Source organism: Vibrio ezurae NBRC 102218, assembly GCF_000467185.1.
GTDB classification, from domain to species: domain Bacteria; phylum Pseudomonadota; class Gammaproteobacteria; order Enterobacterales; family Vibrionaceae; genus Vibrio; species Vibrio ezurae.
Map to the genome: position 1 here is coordinate 20,984 of NZ_BATM01000055.1, position 17,506 is coordinate 38,489.

At 44.3% G+C, this 17,506-nt stretch carries 17 protein-coding genes and 1 tRNA gene; 7 read left to right on the top strand and 11 right to left on the bottom strand.

Features of this window, described 5'->3' with window-relative positions:
* Positions 1–67: 67 nt before the first annotated feature.
* Positions 68–823, bottom strand: coding sequence for a hypothetical protein (locus tag VEZ01S_RS15475; RefSeq protein WP_021714997.1), 756 nt, complete (start codon positions 821–823; stop codon positions 68–70).
* Between the two features lie 215 nt (positions 824–1,038).
* A tRNA-Arg gene (locus VEZ01S_RS15480) sits at positions 1,039–1,115 on the bottom strand.
* Between the two features lie 199 nt (positions 1,116–1,314).
* On the opposite strand from VEZ01S_RS15480, the gene folD reads away from it, so the two are divergent.
* A complete protein-coding gene (folD, locus tag VEZ01S_RS15485; RefSeq protein ID WP_021714998.1) occupies positions 1,315–2,166 on the top strand; it encodes a bifunctional methylenetetrahydrofolate dehydrogenase/methenyltetrahydrofolate cyclohydrolase FolD in 852 nt (283 codons plus the stop codon).
* An 81-nt stretch (positions 2,167–2,247) separates the two neighbouring features.
* Here folD and VEZ01S_RS15490 read toward each other — a convergent pair whose 3' ends face one another.
* Both VEZ01S_RS15490 and VEZ01S_RS15495 read right to left on the bottom strand, forming a co-directional pair.
* On the bottom strand, positions 2,248–3,249 hold the full coding sequence (locus tag VEZ01S_RS15490) for a lytic murein transglycosylase (protein WP_040891203.1): 1,002 nt from the start codon (positions 3,247–3,249) through the stop codon (positions 2,248–2,250).
* A 24-nt stretch (positions 3,250–3,273) separates the two neighbouring features.
* The gene (locus VEZ01S_RS15495) at positions 3,274–3,561 is read right to left on the bottom strand and encodes a YcgL domain-containing protein (RefSeq protein WP_021715000.1); all 288 of its coding nucleotides are present in this window, start codon (positions 3,559–3,561) and stop codon (positions 3,274–3,276) included.
* Between the two features lie 178 nt (positions 3,562–3,739).
* Here VEZ01S_RS15495 and minC point away from each other — a divergent pair, with 178 nt between their 5' ends.
* From minC to minE, 3 genes are read left to right on the top strand one after another with little or no spacing between them, the layout of a single operon-like run.
* Complete coding sequence (gene minC / locus VEZ01S_RS15500) at positions 3,740–4,402, top strand: septum site-determining protein MinC (protein ID WP_021715001.1); 663 nt, start codon at positions 3,740–3,742, stop codon at positions 4,400–4,402.
* A 17-nt stretch (positions 4,403–4,419) separates the two neighbouring features.
* On the top strand, positions 4,420–5,232 hold the full coding sequence (minD, locus tag VEZ01S_RS15505; protein WP_021715002.1) for a septum site-determining protein MinD: 813 nt from the start codon (positions 4,420–4,422) through the stop codon (positions 5,230–5,232).
* Between the two features lie 7 nt (positions 5,233–5,239).
* Complete coding sequence (minE, locus tag VEZ01S_RS15510; protein ID WP_021715003.1) at positions 5,240–5,500, top strand: cell division topological specificity factor MinE; 261 nt, start codon at positions 5,240–5,242, stop codon at positions 5,498–5,500.
* Between the two features lie 84 nt (positions 5,501–5,584).
* Here minE and rnd read toward each other — a convergent pair whose 3' ends face one another.
* The 6 genes from rnd to yoaA all read right to left on the bottom strand — a co-directional run bounded on the left by rnd (position 5,585) and on the right by yoaA (position 12,769).
* Positions 5,585–6,703: a ribonuclease D gene (gene rnd / locus VEZ01S_RS15515; RefSeq protein WP_021715004.1), complete on the bottom strand. Its 1,119-nt coding sequence runs from the start codon at positions 6,701–6,703 to the stop codon at positions 5,585–5,587.
* Positions 6,704–6,826: 123 nt separating this feature from the next.
* A complete protein-coding gene (gene fadD / locus VEZ01S_RS15520) occupies positions 6,827–8,509 on the bottom strand; it encodes a long-chain-fatty-acid--CoA ligase FadD (RefSeq protein WP_021715005.1) in 1,683 nt (560 codons plus the stop codon).
* Between the two features lie 131 nt (positions 8,510–8,640).
* Complete coding sequence (locus VEZ01S_RS15525) at positions 8,641–9,501, bottom strand: alpha/beta hydrolase (protein WP_021715006.1); 861 nt, start codon at positions 9,499–9,501, stop codon at positions 8,641–8,643.
* On the bottom strand, positions 9,501–10,052 hold the full coding sequence (locus tag VEZ01S_RS15530; protein ID WP_021715007.1) for a Slp family lipoprotein: 552 nt from the start codon (positions 10,050–10,052) through the stop codon (positions 9,501–9,503). Before VEZ01S_RS15530 ends, VEZ01S_RS15525 begins: the two co-directional genes overlap by 1 nt.
* Before the next feature lie 50 nt (positions 10,053–10,102).
* Positions 10,103–10,804 carry a tRNA (adenosine(37)-N6)-threonylcarbamoyltransferase complex dimerization subunit type 1 TsaB gene (gene tsaB, locus VEZ01S_RS15535; protein ID WP_021715008.1) on the bottom strand — a complete coding sequence of 234 codons (702 nt, stop codon included), beginning with the start codon at positions 10,802–10,804 and terminating at the stop codon, positions 10,103–10,105.
* A gap of 27 nt (positions 10,805–10,831) precedes the next feature.
* Positions 10,832–12,769 (bottom strand): DNA repair helicase YoaA, encoded by a 1,938-nt coding sequence (gene yoaA, locus VEZ01S_RS15540; protein WP_021715009.1) that lies wholly within the window; start codon positions 12,767–12,769, stop codon positions 10,832–10,834.
* Positions 12,770–12,945: 176 nt separating this feature from the next.
* On the opposite strand from yoaA, the gene purU reads away from it, so the two are divergent.
* Positions 12,946–13,779 (top strand): formyltetrahydrofolate deformylase, encoded by an 834-nt coding sequence (gene purU, locus VEZ01S_RS15545; RefSeq protein WP_021715010.1) that lies wholly within the window; start codon positions 12,946–12,948, stop codon positions 13,777–13,779.
* A 66-nt stretch (positions 13,780–13,845) separates the two neighbouring features.
* Here purU and VEZ01S_RS15550 read toward each other — a convergent pair whose 3' ends face one another.
* Positions 13,846–14,421 carry a VOC family protein gene (locus tag VEZ01S_RS15550; RefSeq protein ID WP_021715011.1) on the bottom strand — a complete coding sequence of 192 codons (576 nt, stop codon included), beginning with the start codon at positions 14,419–14,421 and terminating at the stop codon, positions 13,846–13,848.
* A gap of 206 nt (positions 14,422–14,627) precedes the next feature.
* Between VEZ01S_RS15550 and argS the strand changes: the two genes are divergently transcribed.
* Both argS and VEZ01S_RS16695 read left to right on the top strand, forming a co-directional pair.
* A complete protein-coding gene (gene argS / locus VEZ01S_RS15555) occupies positions 14,628–16,361 on the top strand; it encodes an arginine--tRNA ligase (protein ID WP_021715012.1) in 1,734 nt (577 codons plus the stop codon).
* A gap of 229 nt (positions 16,362–16,590) precedes the next feature.
* Positions 16,591–17,506 (top strand): acyltransferase (locus VEZ01S_RS16695; RefSeq protein WP_156896035.1); only part of this gene is annotated, 916 nt, incomplete at its 3' end.

Consider the following 17,506-nt stretch of genomic DNA (forward strand, 5'->3'; position numbering starts at 1 on the left):
ACCCATCAATATTTGCCGTATAGAGTGCCCCCCCTCGGCCACTCATTTTATGGCAACTGTTTTTTGCTCATAACTGCCTTTTATTAGCCTCAGTAAAGTATCTTTGAATCGTCTTCTTAGAAACTGACCTTTTCTTTTCGTCATCCGCTAGTTGAGCATTTAATTCATCAGTGATCTTTATTACTACGCGCTCTGCAATCCAAGAGTCACTTTTAGTTGGATGCGCTTGTTTCAAGTTATCTCGTAGCTCTATAGCCCTTTTCGCTTTCTCTTCACTCTGCTTCTTTCTCTCTTCATTCGCTTCATGAAATGATAATTTACTTGCGGCTGAAATTAATGACTCATAGTTTGCTGTTGTTAGTTGAGCCCCGCAAAGAAAGCTTTCCATCATCAATTTATAATCATCATCGGATAATGATGAATCAATAAAGTGTTTGTAGCAAAAATCAATGTATACGCTTACAGCGTCCCCTATGGCCTTGTATATCGCTAGATTTGTGTCGTAAGACTCAAGCCTCAATATGTTATCGACACTCACCTCTCCGTTTTCCACTGGATACATATGGTTTAGGGTATTTTCTACTAAAGGAATTCTTACCTGATTCGCAATTGTAACAATTGTTTCCCACACTAAATTATTCGAAGGTTCGAATATCTCTGGCTTGTGGGTTAATAGACTCTGTATTTGATGTAATTTATTTACGCTCTCAGACTGAACTAACTCTAAAAAATCGGGATCTGATAAATCAAACTTAAGGAGTGCTCTTGGATAAATACCTTCTCCACCATTTCTCCGTTTGGATTTCAAATCACTATTTTCCATAGATGCTCCTTTTAGTACAAACATACCGAACTGCTGTTCAAATATCTTTTTACTTCAGAAAGCACTCAGTATGCAAGTCTATGAGCATAAATAAGGCTCATCAGGTAGCACCAAACCTCACTCTTACTTGACCACTTACTTGACCACTAAAGTGAAAAACCACCAAAAACGCAAAAGGCCTGACAACTTGAAAAGCTGTCAGGCCTTATAGAATATGGCGCGCCCTGTAGGATTCGAACCTACGACCACATCCTTAGAAGGGACGTGCTCTATCCAGCTGAGCTAAGGGCGCGCTACAGGGAAGAATTATACGAGTTAAGCGTCATTGGTCAACGGCTTTATTGCACATTATGAACTGAGTGCTGAAAAAAAGGTCAGCAGCAGTAAATATGCATATAAATTGGGCTGGGCAAACGTTTGCTATGTAGCAAAAGTGTTTCTTTTCTGCGACAATGCGCCGAAACATTGAACTGCCTAATATAGGGATCGTCATGACTGCTCAAAATATTGATGGAAAACTGATTTCTCAAACTGTTCGTTCTGAAGTAAAGGCTCGCGTTAAGTCTCGTACTGATGCTGGACTGCGTGCTCCGGGCTTGGCTGTGGTGCTTGTGGGTCAAGATCCTGCATCGCAAGTGTATGTGGGGAGCAAGCGTCGTGCTTGTGAGGAAGTGGGCTTTGTGTCGAAGTCTTTTGATCTGCCTGCTACGGCGACTGAAGAAGAGTTGTTATCGCTGATTGATCAACTGAACGTTGATGACGAAATCGATGGCATTTTAGTTCAGTTACCTCTCCCTGCGGGCATCGATTCTACGCCTGTGCTTGAGCGTATTACTCCAGAAAAAGACGTGGATGGCTTCCACCCATATAATGTGGGCCGTCTAGCGCAGCGTATGCCTAAGCTTCGCTCTTGTACACCAAAAGGGATTATCACTCTTTTAGAGCGCTACAATCTGCCAACGCACGGTAAACATGCGGTTGTGGTGGGCGCATCCAATATTGTGGGTCGTCCAATGACGTTGGAGCTATTAATTGCGGGCTGTACCACCACTACCTGTCACCGCTTTACTAAAGATTTAGAAGGTCATGTTCGTCAGGCGGATATTTTGGTAGTTGCAGTGGGCAAACCTAATTTTATTCCGGGTAATTGGATTAAAGAAGGCGCAGTGGTTATCGATGTAGGCATCAACCGTTTAGAGAGCGGTAAATTGATTGGTGATGTGGAATATGACGTTGCGAGTCAGCGCGCTGCCTACATTACACCTGTTCCTGGTGGCGTTGGCCCTATGACAGTGGCAAGCTTAATTGAGAACACTATGATTGCTTGTGAAAAGTCTTGGTAAATCACTCTTAATTTAAAGTACACCAATAAAAATGAGCGAGGATATTTCCTCGCTCATTGCTTTTTAATTTTTCGATTTAAGCTATTTGATCTGATCGGCTAAATGACTGACCGCCAAGCCAAAATAATACGAACGATTCCACTTCATCAGCACCTGATAATTGTTGTACACCAAGTAGGCGCGCCCTGAAGGTGAATCTGGCGCAATGAGCCATGCCTTAATTGGCGTAGTGAGTGTCGGTAAAGCGTGCCCTTGCAGGTTCCGTACCCCTAAAGCTTGCCACTCTTGCAGTGTTTTTCCTTGATGCGACTTTAAGCCAAATAACGATTTATCTAAAGTTGTCGTTAAGGTGACTTGTCGTCCCCAAGTGTAGGTATTATCCCAACCAAAGGTGTGTAAATAATTGGCTGCGGATGCAAACACATCTTGCTTGTTACCCCAAATATTTTTGCTGCCATCACCGTTACCATCCGCGGCGTATTTTAAAAATGAACTGGGCATAAACTGCGGTTGCCCCATCGCGCCCGCCCATGAACCTTTCATATTGGCGGCGCTAATATGCCCTTGATCTAAAATGGTTAACGCAGACATCAGTTCACTGCGGAAAAAGGACTCTCGACGCCCCTCATAAGCCATGGTAGATAACGCATCAATCACATTGTATCCGCCGGTAAGCGCACCAAAATTACTTTCTACACCCCACAACGCCACAATAAAACGAGGTTGAACGCCATATTGTGCGCCAATGCGTTCTAATTCAGTTTGATATTGGCGGTATTTTTGATTGGCTTGCCTTACCTTCCATTGTGGTACGGCGCGAGGAAGATACGCATCCAACGTGATCTTATTTTCAGGTTGTGAACGATCAGCGGAAATCGCCCTAGGTTTAAACTGCACATTTTGAAACGCACTATCAACCGTTTTAGAGGTGATGCCTTGCTCTAAGGCCGCTGTTTTTAAATTTTTAACATAGCTATCAAAACTAATATCACGTCCAGAAACCTGATCATTGGCAGACACAAACAGGCTGTTTGCCAATAACATCAGACCAAGGCGCTTTTTACACTTAAATATCCTTATCATAGTGTTGCCTCTCTACAAATTGTGTTATTCAGCGCGATCACCTTGCTGTTTTTTGCGTAGTTTGTAATTTTCCAGTTCATTTTCTACCGGAGGTGGCAGTTGCAAGAAGTAGCCATCTTCAATTAATGATGCTTTGACTTTTGCCACATCTACAGTCGCAAGATCGCGCTTGGCCAAGTTAACAACCATTACCATGGTAGGTTTACCAAACATTTCCATCAATTGATCTGGGACAGAAGAGAAATCATCTTTTTTGGTAATGTAAAGATACATACCTTGTTTTTTGTTACTTTTATAAATTGCACAAATCATATATGGCCTTGATCTATTGGGTTCATATCTTATCTTAAGTAGTTAAAACAGAGTTTTTAAAGACTTAAGCTGATTTTGAGTCTAAAACTAATATTTGACAACAAGTTTACTTGTCGAGTGTCGCTTCGATGGATAACATGACAAGTAATTGTTTGATTATATGCCAAGGCTAGCTTCGATGTCTCAAACTCCAGACTTAAAGGGAACCAGTTTTCCACTCACTGTGCTTCATATGTATGAACACAGCACTGCTTCAGCAATTTGTTACTTGGATGAGAAAGTAGCCAAAGCTCCAGCTTTTTTTAAATCGGCGCCATTAGTGATTAATTTATCACAAGCCAGTTCCGAGTTAGATCTGGTACAGCTAAAGCAAGGTATTATTAACATTGGGATGGTTCCTGTCGGTGTGACTGAATGTGCGGATAAACATTTAGAAAAATGCGCTAGAGAAGCAGGGCTTGCAGTGATGACAGGCACAAATCGACCTGACAAAGCACCTGTAGAAATAACGCCAAGTAAGATTATTCGTAACCCTGTGCGTTCAGGACAGCAAATTTATGCAAAAGACAGCGATCTTATTATCCTCAATCACGTCAGTGCTGGCGCAGAGGTTATCGCTGATGGCAACATTCATATTTATGGCACGTTACGCGGACGCGCTCTAGCAGGAGCAAGTGGGCAAGACGCATCAATAATTTGTCATAACATGCAAGCCGAATTAGTTTCTATCGCTGGGAACTATTGGCTTAGCGAACAAATCGAATCTCACTACTGGGGAGAGCAAGTGATCTTAAGTTTGACGGATCAAACTCTGCACTGTGACTTTCTCAACATTAAATAAAGGATAAAGGATAAAGTATGGCACGTATCATTGTTGTCACTTCAGGAAAAGGCGGCGTAGGGAAAACCACCTCTAGTGCTGCTATTGCATCGGGTCTTGCCCTGCAAGGTAAGAAGACCGCGGTTATCGATTTTGATATAGGCCTGAGAAACTTAGACCTTATTATGGGTTGTGAGCGTCGAGTTGTTTATGATTTCGTTAACGTTATCAATGGTGAAGCAACGCTTAATCAAGCGCTGATTAAAGACAAACGTACAGAAAATCTATTTATTCTTCCTGCATCGCAAACTCGTGACAAAGATGCCCTTTCGAAAGAAGGCGTGCAACGCGTGTTTAACGAACTGGATGAAATGGAGTTTGACTTCATTATCTGTGACTCTCCAGCAGGCATCGAGCAAGGCGCGCTAATGGCACTTTACTTTGCTGATGAAGCGGTGGTCACCACAAACCCTGAAGTCTCCTCTGTTCGCGATTCAGACCGTATTTTAGGGATTCTTGACTCTAAGTCTCGCCGTGCTGAGCAAGATCTTGAACCGGTAAAAACTCATCTATTGCTGACTCGCTATCACCCTGCTCGCGTAACGCAAGGTGAAATGCTAAGTGTTGAAGATGTAGAAGAAATCCTACACATCAACCTACTGGGTGTTATCCCAGAAAGCCAAGCCGTACTAAACGCCTCTAACAAAGGTATTCCGGTGATCTTTGACGAGCAATCTGATGCAGGTATGGCTTACCACGACACTGTGCAACGTCTACTTGGTGAAGAAATTGAGTTTCGATTCCTAACCGAACCGAAGAAAGGTATCTTTAAGCGTCTATTTGGAGGTTAATTGCTCTATGTCTCTATTAGAATTTTTCCGACCTAAAAAGAAATCGACGGCCAACGTTGCCAAAGAACGTTTACAGATCATCGTTGCTGAGCGCCGTAGCCACGACGATCCAGCACCCTCTTACTTACCTGAACTTAAAGCGGATATTCTGCGTGTGATCAGTAAGTATGTGGAAGTCGAACCGGATATGGTGAACGTTTCTTTTGAACAAAAGGACGACGATATTTCAGTGCTAGAGCTCAACGTTAAACTTCCTGAAGAAGAATAGCGTAAGCCAAATCAGTAGCACCATGAAGAGAAAGGCGATGAATATTCATCGCCTCTTTTTTATCTTAAGTTTTAGCGGCTCATTTTACTTTAGTTTTTCTAGTAATTTATCGCCCAATAACGGCTTGCGCCAACCTTGCATTAAATCAGGCGTCGACTCAACCGCTTGATTCTTTCGCCAAACCCAAGAAATCAACTGATTAACTTGCTTTTTTGAGGCTAAAAATTCAGGAGCAAGGTGCGACTGTTTCACCACCTTATTCACTTCGTCTTTTAACACTTTGAATGTTTGCTTATAAGTAGGCAAATCCACCAAACGATCCACCTTTTGTGGCCACTCTGACTCTGGCGTAGCTTGTGCTTTACGTACAATGTTAGCAATCACTGCACTGTAACGACGCACTGAGCGTACATCACACTGCTGACGCTCCATTTCACGGCTAGAGGTTAAGTTAAAACGAGCTACCGTTAATAAATCGGCTTCTTTAAATACAAAGTTAAGCGCCAAATCTTTACGCAATGCCATTTCATAGCGCCAAGTGGCTAATGGCTTGAGTACACTAAGTTGTTTCGGTGACAACTGCCAAGCCCCTTTAATATCTAAATAGGCTTTTTCTGGTTCGTGATGACGAATGCGTTTAGACACTTGCAGCTCTGATTCTTGCAATGCATCACCCCAATAGCCTGACTCTTGCAGCGACGCTTGCAGCTTGTCAAATAGAGGCTGAAGGTAAAAAACATCCGCTGCCGCATAGTCTAATTGTTTCGGCGTAAGCGGTCTTGCCAACCAATCAGTACGCGCTTCACTCTTATCTAACTCAACCGACAAATATTCATTCACAAGGCTCGCAAAGCCGGTAGACAGTCCGTGACCTAAAAATGCCGCCATCACCTGAGTATCAACCATTGGTGTCGGAATCGTTTGGAAGTGATGCTGGAACACTTCGATATCTTCACCGCAAGCATGCAACACTTTAAGTAAATCTTGGTCTTGCAGCAGTTCAACCATTGGCGTGATATCGTCAATGACAGAGGTATCAATTAGGCTCAGAAGCTCACCGTCGTACATTTGTACTAGGCCAAGCTGAGGGAAAAACGTGCGGGTACGCACAAACTCAGTATCCAACATAACGGCTGATTTCTGTCGTGCTTGATGACACGCTTGTGCCAGAGTTTGAGTGTCTGTGACTATCTGATAATTCAAAATGCTTTATACCCTAATTAAAACGCCCCCACATTGCATGTGCCAATAGCATCTGCTTAGTGAGGGCTTATGTTCCGTATCGGTTTATACTATAACGGGTTTACCGCAATAACTAGTTTATCACTATGCCGATTTTTCGGTTTCTGTTTCGCTACGAAGCTCACGACGCAAAATCTTACCGACATTGGTTTTCGGTAAATCGTCCATAAAGGTCACGATCTTCGGTACTTTATAACCAGTAAGGTGCTGACGGCAATGGCTAATTAGCTCCTCTTTAGTCAAAGAAGGATCGCGCTTCACCACGCAAATCTTAACCACTTCTCCCGAAACTTCATGCGGTTCACCAATGGCAGCCACTTCTAGTACTTTGCCGTGCAATGCAACCACATCTTCAATCTCATTTGGATAGACGTTAAATCCTGAAACCAAAATCATATCTTTCTTGCGATCAACAATGTGTAAGAAGCCTTCTTCGTCAAACTTAACCACATCACCTGTTGATAACCAACCGTCTTGCGAAATCACTTCACGCGTGGCTTCAGGACGTTGCCAATATCCTTGCATAACCTGAGGGCCGCGTACTTGCAACTCTCCCACTTCGGTATTTGGCAGTACTTCACCTTCGTCGTTTACTATGCGCACTTCGGTAGAGGGTACAGGTAGACCAATTGAGCCGTTGTAATCACTCATGTCGTGTGGACACCCTGATACCAGTGGTGAACATTCAGTCAAGCCATAACCTTCTAGCAAAAAGACACCTGTGGTCTTTTTCCATTTATCCGCCACAACTTTTTGTACCGCCATACCACCGCCAACGGACAAATGCATGTGGCTAAAGTCAAGCTCATGGAAGTCTTCGTTATTGACCAAAGCATTAAACAAGGTATTTACGCCAGTAATCGCCGTAAAAGGCACTTTCTTCAGTTCTTTAACAAAAGTCGGGATATCACGAGGGTTCGTAATCAGCAAGTTATTCGCACCCAACTCTAAGAACAATAGTCCATTTACCGTCAGTGCAAAGATATGGTAAAGCGGCAGTGCCGTTACAACTAACTCTTTGCCTACTTCAAGCTTACCTAGGTAAGCCCCTTTTGCTTGCAGTACGTTAGCAACCATATTGCGGTGTGTCAGCACTGCGCCTTTTGCCACACCAGTCGTGCCGCCCGTGTATTGCAAGAAGGCAATGTCTTCACCGCTTAAGAACGGTTTTACGTATTGCAGGCGACGGCCTTTATACAGTGCTTTTCTAAAAGAGATTGCGCCAGGCAGGTCATACTTAGGTACCATGCCTTTCACGTATTTCACGACAAAATCAACCACAGTGCCTTTCGCTCTAGGTAACATTTGTCCTAGGCTAGTCAGAACCACATTTTTCACCGATGTGTTATCTACAATTTGCTCTAACGTATTGGCAAAGTTGGATACGATAACAATGGTTTCCACCTGCGCATCATTGAGCTGATGTTCAAGCTCACGTGGGGTATACAAAGGATTTACGTTGACCGCGATACAACCGGCACGCAATACGCCAAACAAAGCAATAGGGTATTGCAGCAAGTTTGGCATCATTAAGGCAACTCGGTCGCCTTTTTTCAGCTTTAATTCATTTTGCAGATACGCGGCAAATGCACGACTTCTTTCTTCGAGTTTTCGGTAAGTCATTACCGAGCCCATATTAGTGAAAGCGGGCTGATCGGCAAATTTTTGCACGCTGTTTTCGAACATCTCGATCAAAGAAGAATAAGAATCTGGGTCGATCGTCTCTGGAACGTCAGAAGGATATCGAGAGAGCCAAGGTTTATTCACGTTATTACTCCTGAGAAAAATAGTAGCGCATTATATACGACTATCAGGTTGAATTTATTTGTTTTATTACTATTCCACTACAAGATAGTAGGAATTTTGATATTCACTCAAACTTGAGTCACAAAAGCTCACTATTTAGGCAAAATCAGCTCAAAAATTGAGACTGCTACTTGGTGTGGTGACGTGTAATGGCAATGGTGTCCACCTTTCACCTGCACAATTTGAGTGTGTGAAGCACAATGCACGTCTAAATCCTTAAAGCCGCTTTCACCCAAAATAAGTAAGTTGGAGTTGGGCAATGCCTCAATGACCTGCTGTGCATGGCGCTGCGACATACGATATAACGACTGTGCTTTAAGTTTATTGTCATGTCGCCATTGCCAGCCTTTTTCACAATGCAGGCTGTCTCGCTCCACCAGCGGGGCAATTTGAGCTGGGGTCAAGCCATATCGCGCGGCGCGTAAGTCTCGCATCTCATCGATGCTATTAAAATACCGTTGTGGCTTTTGCATGAGCCACTGACGACTGATCACCCCTTTCCTCAATCGCTGTAACGCATTGTTCTCTGGCTCTGAAATAGGGCCATAACCTTCTATTTGCACTAGATGATCAATATGCTCAGGAAATGCCGCGCTGTAGCAACTGGCCACCAGTGCGCCTAAAGAATGTCCAATCAATACCAAAGGGCATGAGCTGTGTGATTTAAGCTCTTCTTTAAGCTGCATCACGACTTGGTGCAGCACATCAATATAATCGTGGAAAGGATAGAACCCGTCTCTAGCATGAGAGCTTAAACCGTGACCAGGAAGATCCAGCGCCACCAACTTTAGATTAGGGTTGTGTGCCTGTATTTCTTTTAATAGAGGGGTAAACGATGCGGCGTTGTCTAGCCAACCGTGCACAAATAACAGGCACTTTGTTGCGTTTTCAGGCTCATAAGAGAGTGCGGATAACACGTACTCACGAACCTGAAAAGTCTGCTCTTCAAACACTACTCTACGCTCTGGATAACTTGTCCAGTGGTTGGACCGTAACCATAGCGAGCTTGACGACAATGTAATGAACGACAAGGAAAGCCATTAATCGGCTGGTCGTACACAATCACTTTTTCACGAATTTGCCACAAGTGATAACCCGAGGCTTTCATCACAGGAAAGCGATAGTTGAACTCCCCTACTTTCCCCTCTTCAATGCCATCTGCTTTGCCTAACACAGTGACCAAACGACCTTCAGAAAAAGTAGTGGGATCGACAAACCCATCAATATAAGCCACAAATCGTCCTTGAGGTTCGACATTGATATCCGGTTTCCCGCCGCTATTAATCGGCAAATTCACTAACTCTAAACGTGTCTTACTTTCAAGGTTAGTGACTTTTGCAATCACGCCGCCAAGGCGCAGCTCAGCGGTATCGCCTTGCTCGTCATTAAGCCAAGTATCGTAGTCTGTGACTACCGCATCGTTTTTCGAGACTAGGGCTTCGGGCAATGAGCTACAACCCGCCATTATCGCCCCCAAAATCAACACACTTAAAAATCTAAACATACTACCTCCCTGTACTATACCAATCACTGTGATGTGGATGCGTCAGTGATTTACTCACGACCCGGTAATTTTTTCCAAGCAACCTTGTCACGCAAATACACAGGAGACGCCTGCTCTGCGTCCATTTGATTACCGGCTTCTAACTCATGCTGTGCCAATACCACAATATCTTGAGATTCAGGGTAAAGTACACCTGTTTCACTGCGTTGCAGATTAAGTGCGCTAAGCTCATCAGCATACGCTTCCCAACCTGTACCCACTTGCGCCCATACGTCGCTACTTTTAACGTCTTGTGCGACAAGTTGTTGTGGTGGAATGACACATTCAGCATCTTGAGTTTGCCATTTTCCGGACGCTAAACGGCTGTAACGCGCCCAGTACACCTCACTCATACGCGCATCAATTGCCGCGGCAACATGAGTGGCACCTTGAACGCGATACGCGCCTTGCGCCATGGCCTGCAAAGTAGACACGCCTAACATAGGTAAGTCCGCGCCAAACGCTAGCCCTTGTGCGATACCAATGCCAATTCTTACCCCAGTGAAGCTGCCCGGACCGCGACCAAATGCTAACGCATCTAAATCCGTTAATTTAACGCCAGCATCCACCAGTAATTTATCAACCATAGGTAAGATCTTGGTGGTGTGCTCTCTAGGAGCCACTTCACCGCTAAACAATACTTCGCCGTCAATCATAAGAGCGGCTGAACAAAATTCAGTGGAAGTATCTAGTGCTAGAATTTTTGCTTTCATCTATTTCTCAGTTATTCGTTGTGCTTATTATGAGTCTGAAACGCTTTCATCGTTCCCTGACTGCAAAAAATGTATCGTATTTGATAGACTGCGGGTGCGCGGTATCGGCGGCAAACTGGATAAAAACATTTTGCCGTAATCACGAGTGACTAAACGATTATCACAGATAATCAACGCACCTTTATCGCTTTTGTCTCGAATTAGACGCCCAACCCCCTGTTTTAATGCGATCACCGCATCTGGAAGTTGAACATCAAAAAAGGGTTCACCGCCATTGAGCTTACAATCTTCAATGCGCGCTTTTAATAATGGATCATCTGGGGCGGTAAAGGGTAATTTGTCAATAATAACACAGCTTAACGCATCACCTCTAACATCTATCCCTTCCCAAAATGCGCCCGTTGCCACCAGCAGTGCATCGCCTAATTCAGTAAACTCTTTTAGCAGTGCCTGTTTACTGCTTTCCCCTTGCATCAATACTGGAAACTCTAGACGCTGACGAAAGCGCTCAGTGAGATCTTTCATCATGGCATGTGAGGTGCATAGGCAAAAACAGCGCCCTTTGTTTGCTTCGATGACTGGCGTTAACATCGACACCAGTGTCTTCGCCATTTGCGGGCTGTTAGGTTCTGGTAAGTATCGTGGCACGCACAATCGGGCTTGAGACTGATAATCAAAGGGGCTGTTCAGCGCCAAACTGTGCTCAGTATTTAATCCTAAGCGAGAGGTGAAGTAATGAAAGTCCCCAGACACCGAAAGAGTTGCCGAGGTGAATATCCAAGTGCCGCCGTGATTATCCACTTGCTCTTGAAACTTGTTCGCCACCGATAACGGAGTGATGTTCAAAGAGAAATGACGAGGGGTGCACTCAAACCAATACGAATAGCCCATGATTGAGATATCACAAACTCGCGTCAGTCTATTTTGGATCTGGGTGGTGCGATCAAAAGCAGTATCGAGCAACTGACTTCGCCCCAAGGCCACTTTCAAGACTTCTCGGCACAAGGACAGCGCATCTTGCAAACGCTCGATTTCGCGTTGTACTTTGGGATTTTTTAATGCGTCACGCCAATTGCCACGAAAGCCCGGTTCACCTAATGCGAGGCGCATTTCAGAAGCTGAGCTGATTAATTTATCCGCCACTTTTTGCAACTGACGCATGTCTTTGGCTTCGGTGCGATAGCCAATTTCGATGTCTTTAGCTAAATCGGCAATTTGCTTGGAGCTCATCGACTGCCCAAAGTATTGGCTGGCAATATCTGGAATTTGATGCGCTTCATCGAAAATAAACACTTCTGCCTCTGGCAATAATTCACCAAAGCCGGTTTCTTTAACCGCCATATCCGCTAAAAACAGGTGGTGATTGACCACCACTAAATCCGCTTCTAAGGCTTTAGCGCGCGCTTTAAAAACAAAACACTCGTTAAAACTTGGGCACTCTTTACCAAGACAGTTTTCATTGGTCGAAGTGATATCTGGGATCACCTTACTGTCTTCGGCCAAGTCTTCACACTCACCCAGATCGCCACTTTGAGTCGAAGACGACCAAGAGCGCACTTTAACTAGCTGACTCAACAGTTGCGGGTCAGAATCGTGGCTATGACTTTCCACCAGCTGACGGCTTAATCGGTCTAAGCACAGGTAATTGGAGCGACCCTTTAGCAATGCAATACGCCCCGTAAAGCCTAGCGCGTCTTTCATTAGCGGCAGGTCGCGGTGATACAACTGCTCTTGCAGGTTTTTTGAACCCGTTGAGACTATGGTTTTTTTACCACTTAATAACGCAGGCGCTAGGTAAGCAAAGGTTTTACCCGTACCCGTGCCCGCTTCCACCACCAGCTGACTTTGTTCTTTGATGGCTTGCACGACACTTTGCGCCATACGCGTTTGCTCATCCCTTGGCTGAAAACCAGAGATTGCTTTACCAAGAGCGCCATCGCGAGAAAAAACCGTGCTGATATTCAAAAAAAGCCTTTAGATCCGTTTTGTGCATCAAAAAATAATTATGTCAGCTTTTAGGCGCAGGTGCGATACCCGACAGCATAAGCGGATCAATTTGCAAGCTAGACGATAATTCGATACTGTCAAGAATGAGGATGAAAAATCATCAATCATTATCAACCTGTTATCAAAGAGTTATCATGGAAAGAAAAACCCTACTCACGCATTGCACAGATGAGCCTGGCTTGATCGCAAAGATCACTAATATCTGTTACAAACACCAACTGAACATCATCCACAACAACGAGTTTGTGGATAATACTAGCGGGCATTTCTTCATGCGCACCGAGCTTGAAGGCAACTTCAACGATTCGGTATTTAAAGAAGACCTCGACTTTGCACTGCCAAATAATGCAGAGAAGACACTGGTTGATTCAAGCAAGAAAAAAGTGGTGGTGCTCGTCACCAAAGAATCACACTGCCTTGGCGACATTCTAATGAAGACCTTCGACGGTAGCTTGAATGTCGATATCACTGCTGTGGTCAGCAACTACGATATTCTGCAACCATTGGTCGAGAAGTTTGATATTCCATTTCGCCATGTTAGCCACGAAGGCTTATCTCGCGAAGGCCATGAACTGAAAGTTCAAGAAGCTATTGATAGCTTTGAAGCTGACTACATCGTTTTGGCAAAATACATGCGTATTTTAACCCCAAGCTTTGTTGAGCATTATCAAAATCGCATCATCAATATTCACCATAGCTTCTTACCAGCATTTATCGGCGCAAAACCTTATCTGCAAGCGTATGAGCGCGGCGTGAAAATCATCGGTGCCACGGCGCACTTTGTGACGAATGATCTCGATGAAGGCCCAATCATCAAACAAGACGTAATTCCTGTTGATCACAACTTTAGTGCGCAAGATATGGCGCAAGCCGGTCGTGATGTTGAGAAAAACGTGTTGAGTAAAGCGCTCAATAAAGTGGTGAATGACCACGTATTTGTGTACGGCAATAAAACGGTTATTTTATAAGGGCGCTATTTTATAAACGCCTTATAAAAATAAACAGTAAGCAACTGCGCCATAATCGGCAGTTGCTTATGCTTGCTCTGATTCAACAATGCGTTTTAAAGAGTGCGGATGCAGTTTGATGCAAACCCCGTCCTTTTTAAAGGCTATGGTTGGATTGGCTAAACGCTCCCCTTCGCCTTTTGGGCTCGACAATTTCATTTTCAAATCATCATTAGGTAAAAAGCGAGTAAAGCGCTGCTGTAAATCAGCTAAATAGTCACTGGCGTGTTCTTTATCTGACGGCACCACAAATTCAATATGTTCCCAATCTTGAGCCGGATAGGTTTTGCCCGCAGCTGGGTATGGAAGCTCCAAACACTCTATAGACCAAGTGCCTACCTGAATGGGCGTATTAAAAGCGATGACCACGATTGGTCTGCCATTAATCTGCGCTTCTGACAGTATCTGTCCCTGTTCTAACCACGCTTGATGTGCCAATTTGGCTAACTGCGCGTCATTGATACGCAGCGCAATATGATCGGCCTGAAATTGAGTCAGATCTAAGCCGATCTCCAGCCCTAATGCTTCTATCTTTTGCGCAAACGCTTCCACTCGTTCTAGCATCTGTTGCGGGTGCAGGCCGGCTGCGAATAAAGGTGTCATTTTTTAGCCTTTTCTTCATTTTTTAACGCTTTTGCAAAAGTTTACCTGCAACACAGAGTTTTACTATAGATTTATTCGAGATTGGACTCATTGGAGCACTTTTAGATTGGGCATTAACTTGTTATTATTACCTACATTTTTGTGAACTACGGCACGAAAGCACTTTATTAGCTTTCTTGACACTCCTTGAATTGAAGGAATTGCGTGTGAATATTCAAGCACTTATTAACGACAAAGTATCTCAAGCACTAGAAGCTGCAGGCGCCCCAGCGGGTAGCCCAGCGGCAGTGCGTCAATCTGCAAAAGCTCAGTTTGGTGATTACCAAGCCAACGGCGTAATGGGCGTAGCAAAACGACTAGGTACAAACCCACGAGAATTTGCTCAAAAAGTGCTTGAGCACCTAGACCTTGATGGTATCGCTAGCAAAACAGAAATTGCTGGCCCTGGCTTTATCAACATCTTCCTTAGCGAAGAGTTTCTGGCTAAATCAGCAAAAGTAGCACTGGCTGACTCTCGTCTTGGCGTAGCCGCTGAAACACCAAAAACCATTGTCGCGGATTACTCTGCGCCAAACGTTGCTAAAGAAATGCACGTAGGCCACCTACGTTCAACCATCATTGGTGATGCAGTTGTACGTACATTAGAATTCTTAGGTCATAAAGTGGTTCGCGCCAACCACATTGGTGATTGGGGTACCCAGTTCGGTATGCTGATTGCTAACCTTGAACGCGTTCAAGAGCAAGAAGGCGAAGTTTCCATGAAACTGTCTGATCTGGAAGGCTTCTACCGCGAATCTAAAAAACTGTACGACGAAGACGAAGCGTTCGCGGTTAAAGCTCGTAGCTACGTTGTTAAGCTGCAAAGTGGCGACAAATTCTGCGTTGATATGTGGAGAAAGCTGGTTGATATCACCATGCAACAAAACCAGCTTAACTATGACCGCCTAAACGTATCACTGACTCGTGACGACGTGATGGGTGAGAGCCAATACAACCACATGCTAGCTAATGTGGTAGCTGACCTTAAAGAAAAAGGCTTGGCGCAAGAAGATGACGGCGCTCAAGTAGTATTCCTTGATGAGTACAAAAACAAAGATGGCGACCCTATGGGCGTTATCGTGCAAAAACGTGACGGTGGCTTCCTATACACCACCACAGATATTGCGTGTGCAAAATACCGTTATGAAGAACTTGGCGCAGACCGCGTTCTTTACTTCATCGATTCACGCCAACATCAGCACTTAATGCAAGCTTGGACTATCGTGCGTAAAGCAGGCTATGTGCCAGAAGAAGTATCATTAGAGCACCACGCCTTTGGCATGATGCTAGGTAAAGACGGTCGTCCGTTCAAAACCCGCGCTGGCGGTACAGTTCGCCTAGTGGATCTACTGGACGAAGCTGAAGAACGCGCTCAAAAACTGATTGAGTCTAAAAACCCTGATCTTGCAGAAGATGAGAAGAAATCAATCGCAACGACAGTGGCAATGGCAGCCGTGAAATACGCTGACCTATCTAAACACCGCACGACAGACTACGTGTTCGATTGGGACAACATGTTAGCCTTTGAAGGCAATACAGCGCCTTACATGCAATACGCGTACACTCGTGTAGCCTCTGTTTTTGCTAAAGCGGGCGTGTCTATGGATGACTTGCAAGGCGATATCATCGTGACTGATGAAAAAGAAAAAGCGCTTATCGCTAAACTGCTACAGTTTGAAGAAGCAGTACAATCTGTCGCTCGTGAAGGTCAGCCACACATCATGTGTAGCTACCTATTTGAACTAGCTGGTCAATTCTCTAGCTTCTACGAAGCCTGCCCTATCTTAGTCGCAGAAGACGAAGCGATTAAACAAAGCCGTCTACAACTGGCTGCGCTTACAGCGAAGACCATCAAACAAGGTCTATCTCTACTGGGTATTGAAACTCTAGAGCGCATGTAATTGGCGGATTAAACTTGCCTATATCTGGTAAGTGATACCCATAAAAACAAAGGGTCTGAATATGATATTCAGGCCCTTTTTAATAGGTTGTACATTCGCGCAAGTGGAACGAGTGAATGGTCGCAAATAATGTCATACCAATCACACTAAGTAAGTGTTCAAAAATTCTAACGCCGTTATCGAGTACGATTAGTATTGGATTGACTGAAATGACTTTGAGATAAAAATAGTGAATCAAACCCACCACTCACGCCAGCTATGGGCGGACAACCTGCGAGCATTAAGCGTCATTGCGGTGGTGCTACTGCATGTCGCTTCCGAGTTTGTCAGTGACATCGATGTGCACAATCCACTCTATGGCAGTGCGAATTGGTGGTCAGGCAACATTTACATCTCGGCTACTCTGTGGTGTATCCCACTGTTTGTCATGATCAGTGGCTATTTTTTGTTAAACAAAAATGAAAGCCATCGCTGCTTCTTCAAAAAGCGCTGTCGGCGAATTTTAAGCCCTTTGCTGTTTTGGTCTGTGTTTTACTCATTGTGGGTGATATTAAAACATGCTCTAAACGACGACTTATCCAGCGCGTATTTTACTGTTGCAAAAGGCTGGGTATTAGGAGAGCCATACTACCACCTATGGTATTTGTTCATGATACCCTTCTTGTATCTCATCACCCCCGCATTAAGGATCATTTGCCATTCTGTTACACAACAGGAATTACGGCTTCTGATATGCCTGTGCTTTGCTTTAGCCATGCTGTCTGCCGTATCTGATATCGTGTTGCTGTATTTCAATTTGAACGCAAAAATTAGCTTGTTTACCCATGAGTTTTTAAACTATATCGGTTATTTCTGCTTAGGTGGATATATTGGAAGATACAAGATAACGATCAACTCTACGTGGGCAACAGTCGCACTGATGACAGGCGTAATCACCACCATAGTGGGCAGCTATTTCATTAGCCATTTGTATTTTTACTCTTACTTAAGCGTCAATGTTGTCTTAGCTTCAACGGCGCTGTTTTTCCTGATAAAACAACACCTCAATAGAGACTTAAAGCTGTCGCAACTGGCTACGTATAGTTTTGGCATCTACCTCATACACCCTTTATTTATCAAATCCATAACGTCTCTTTTTGAGCATT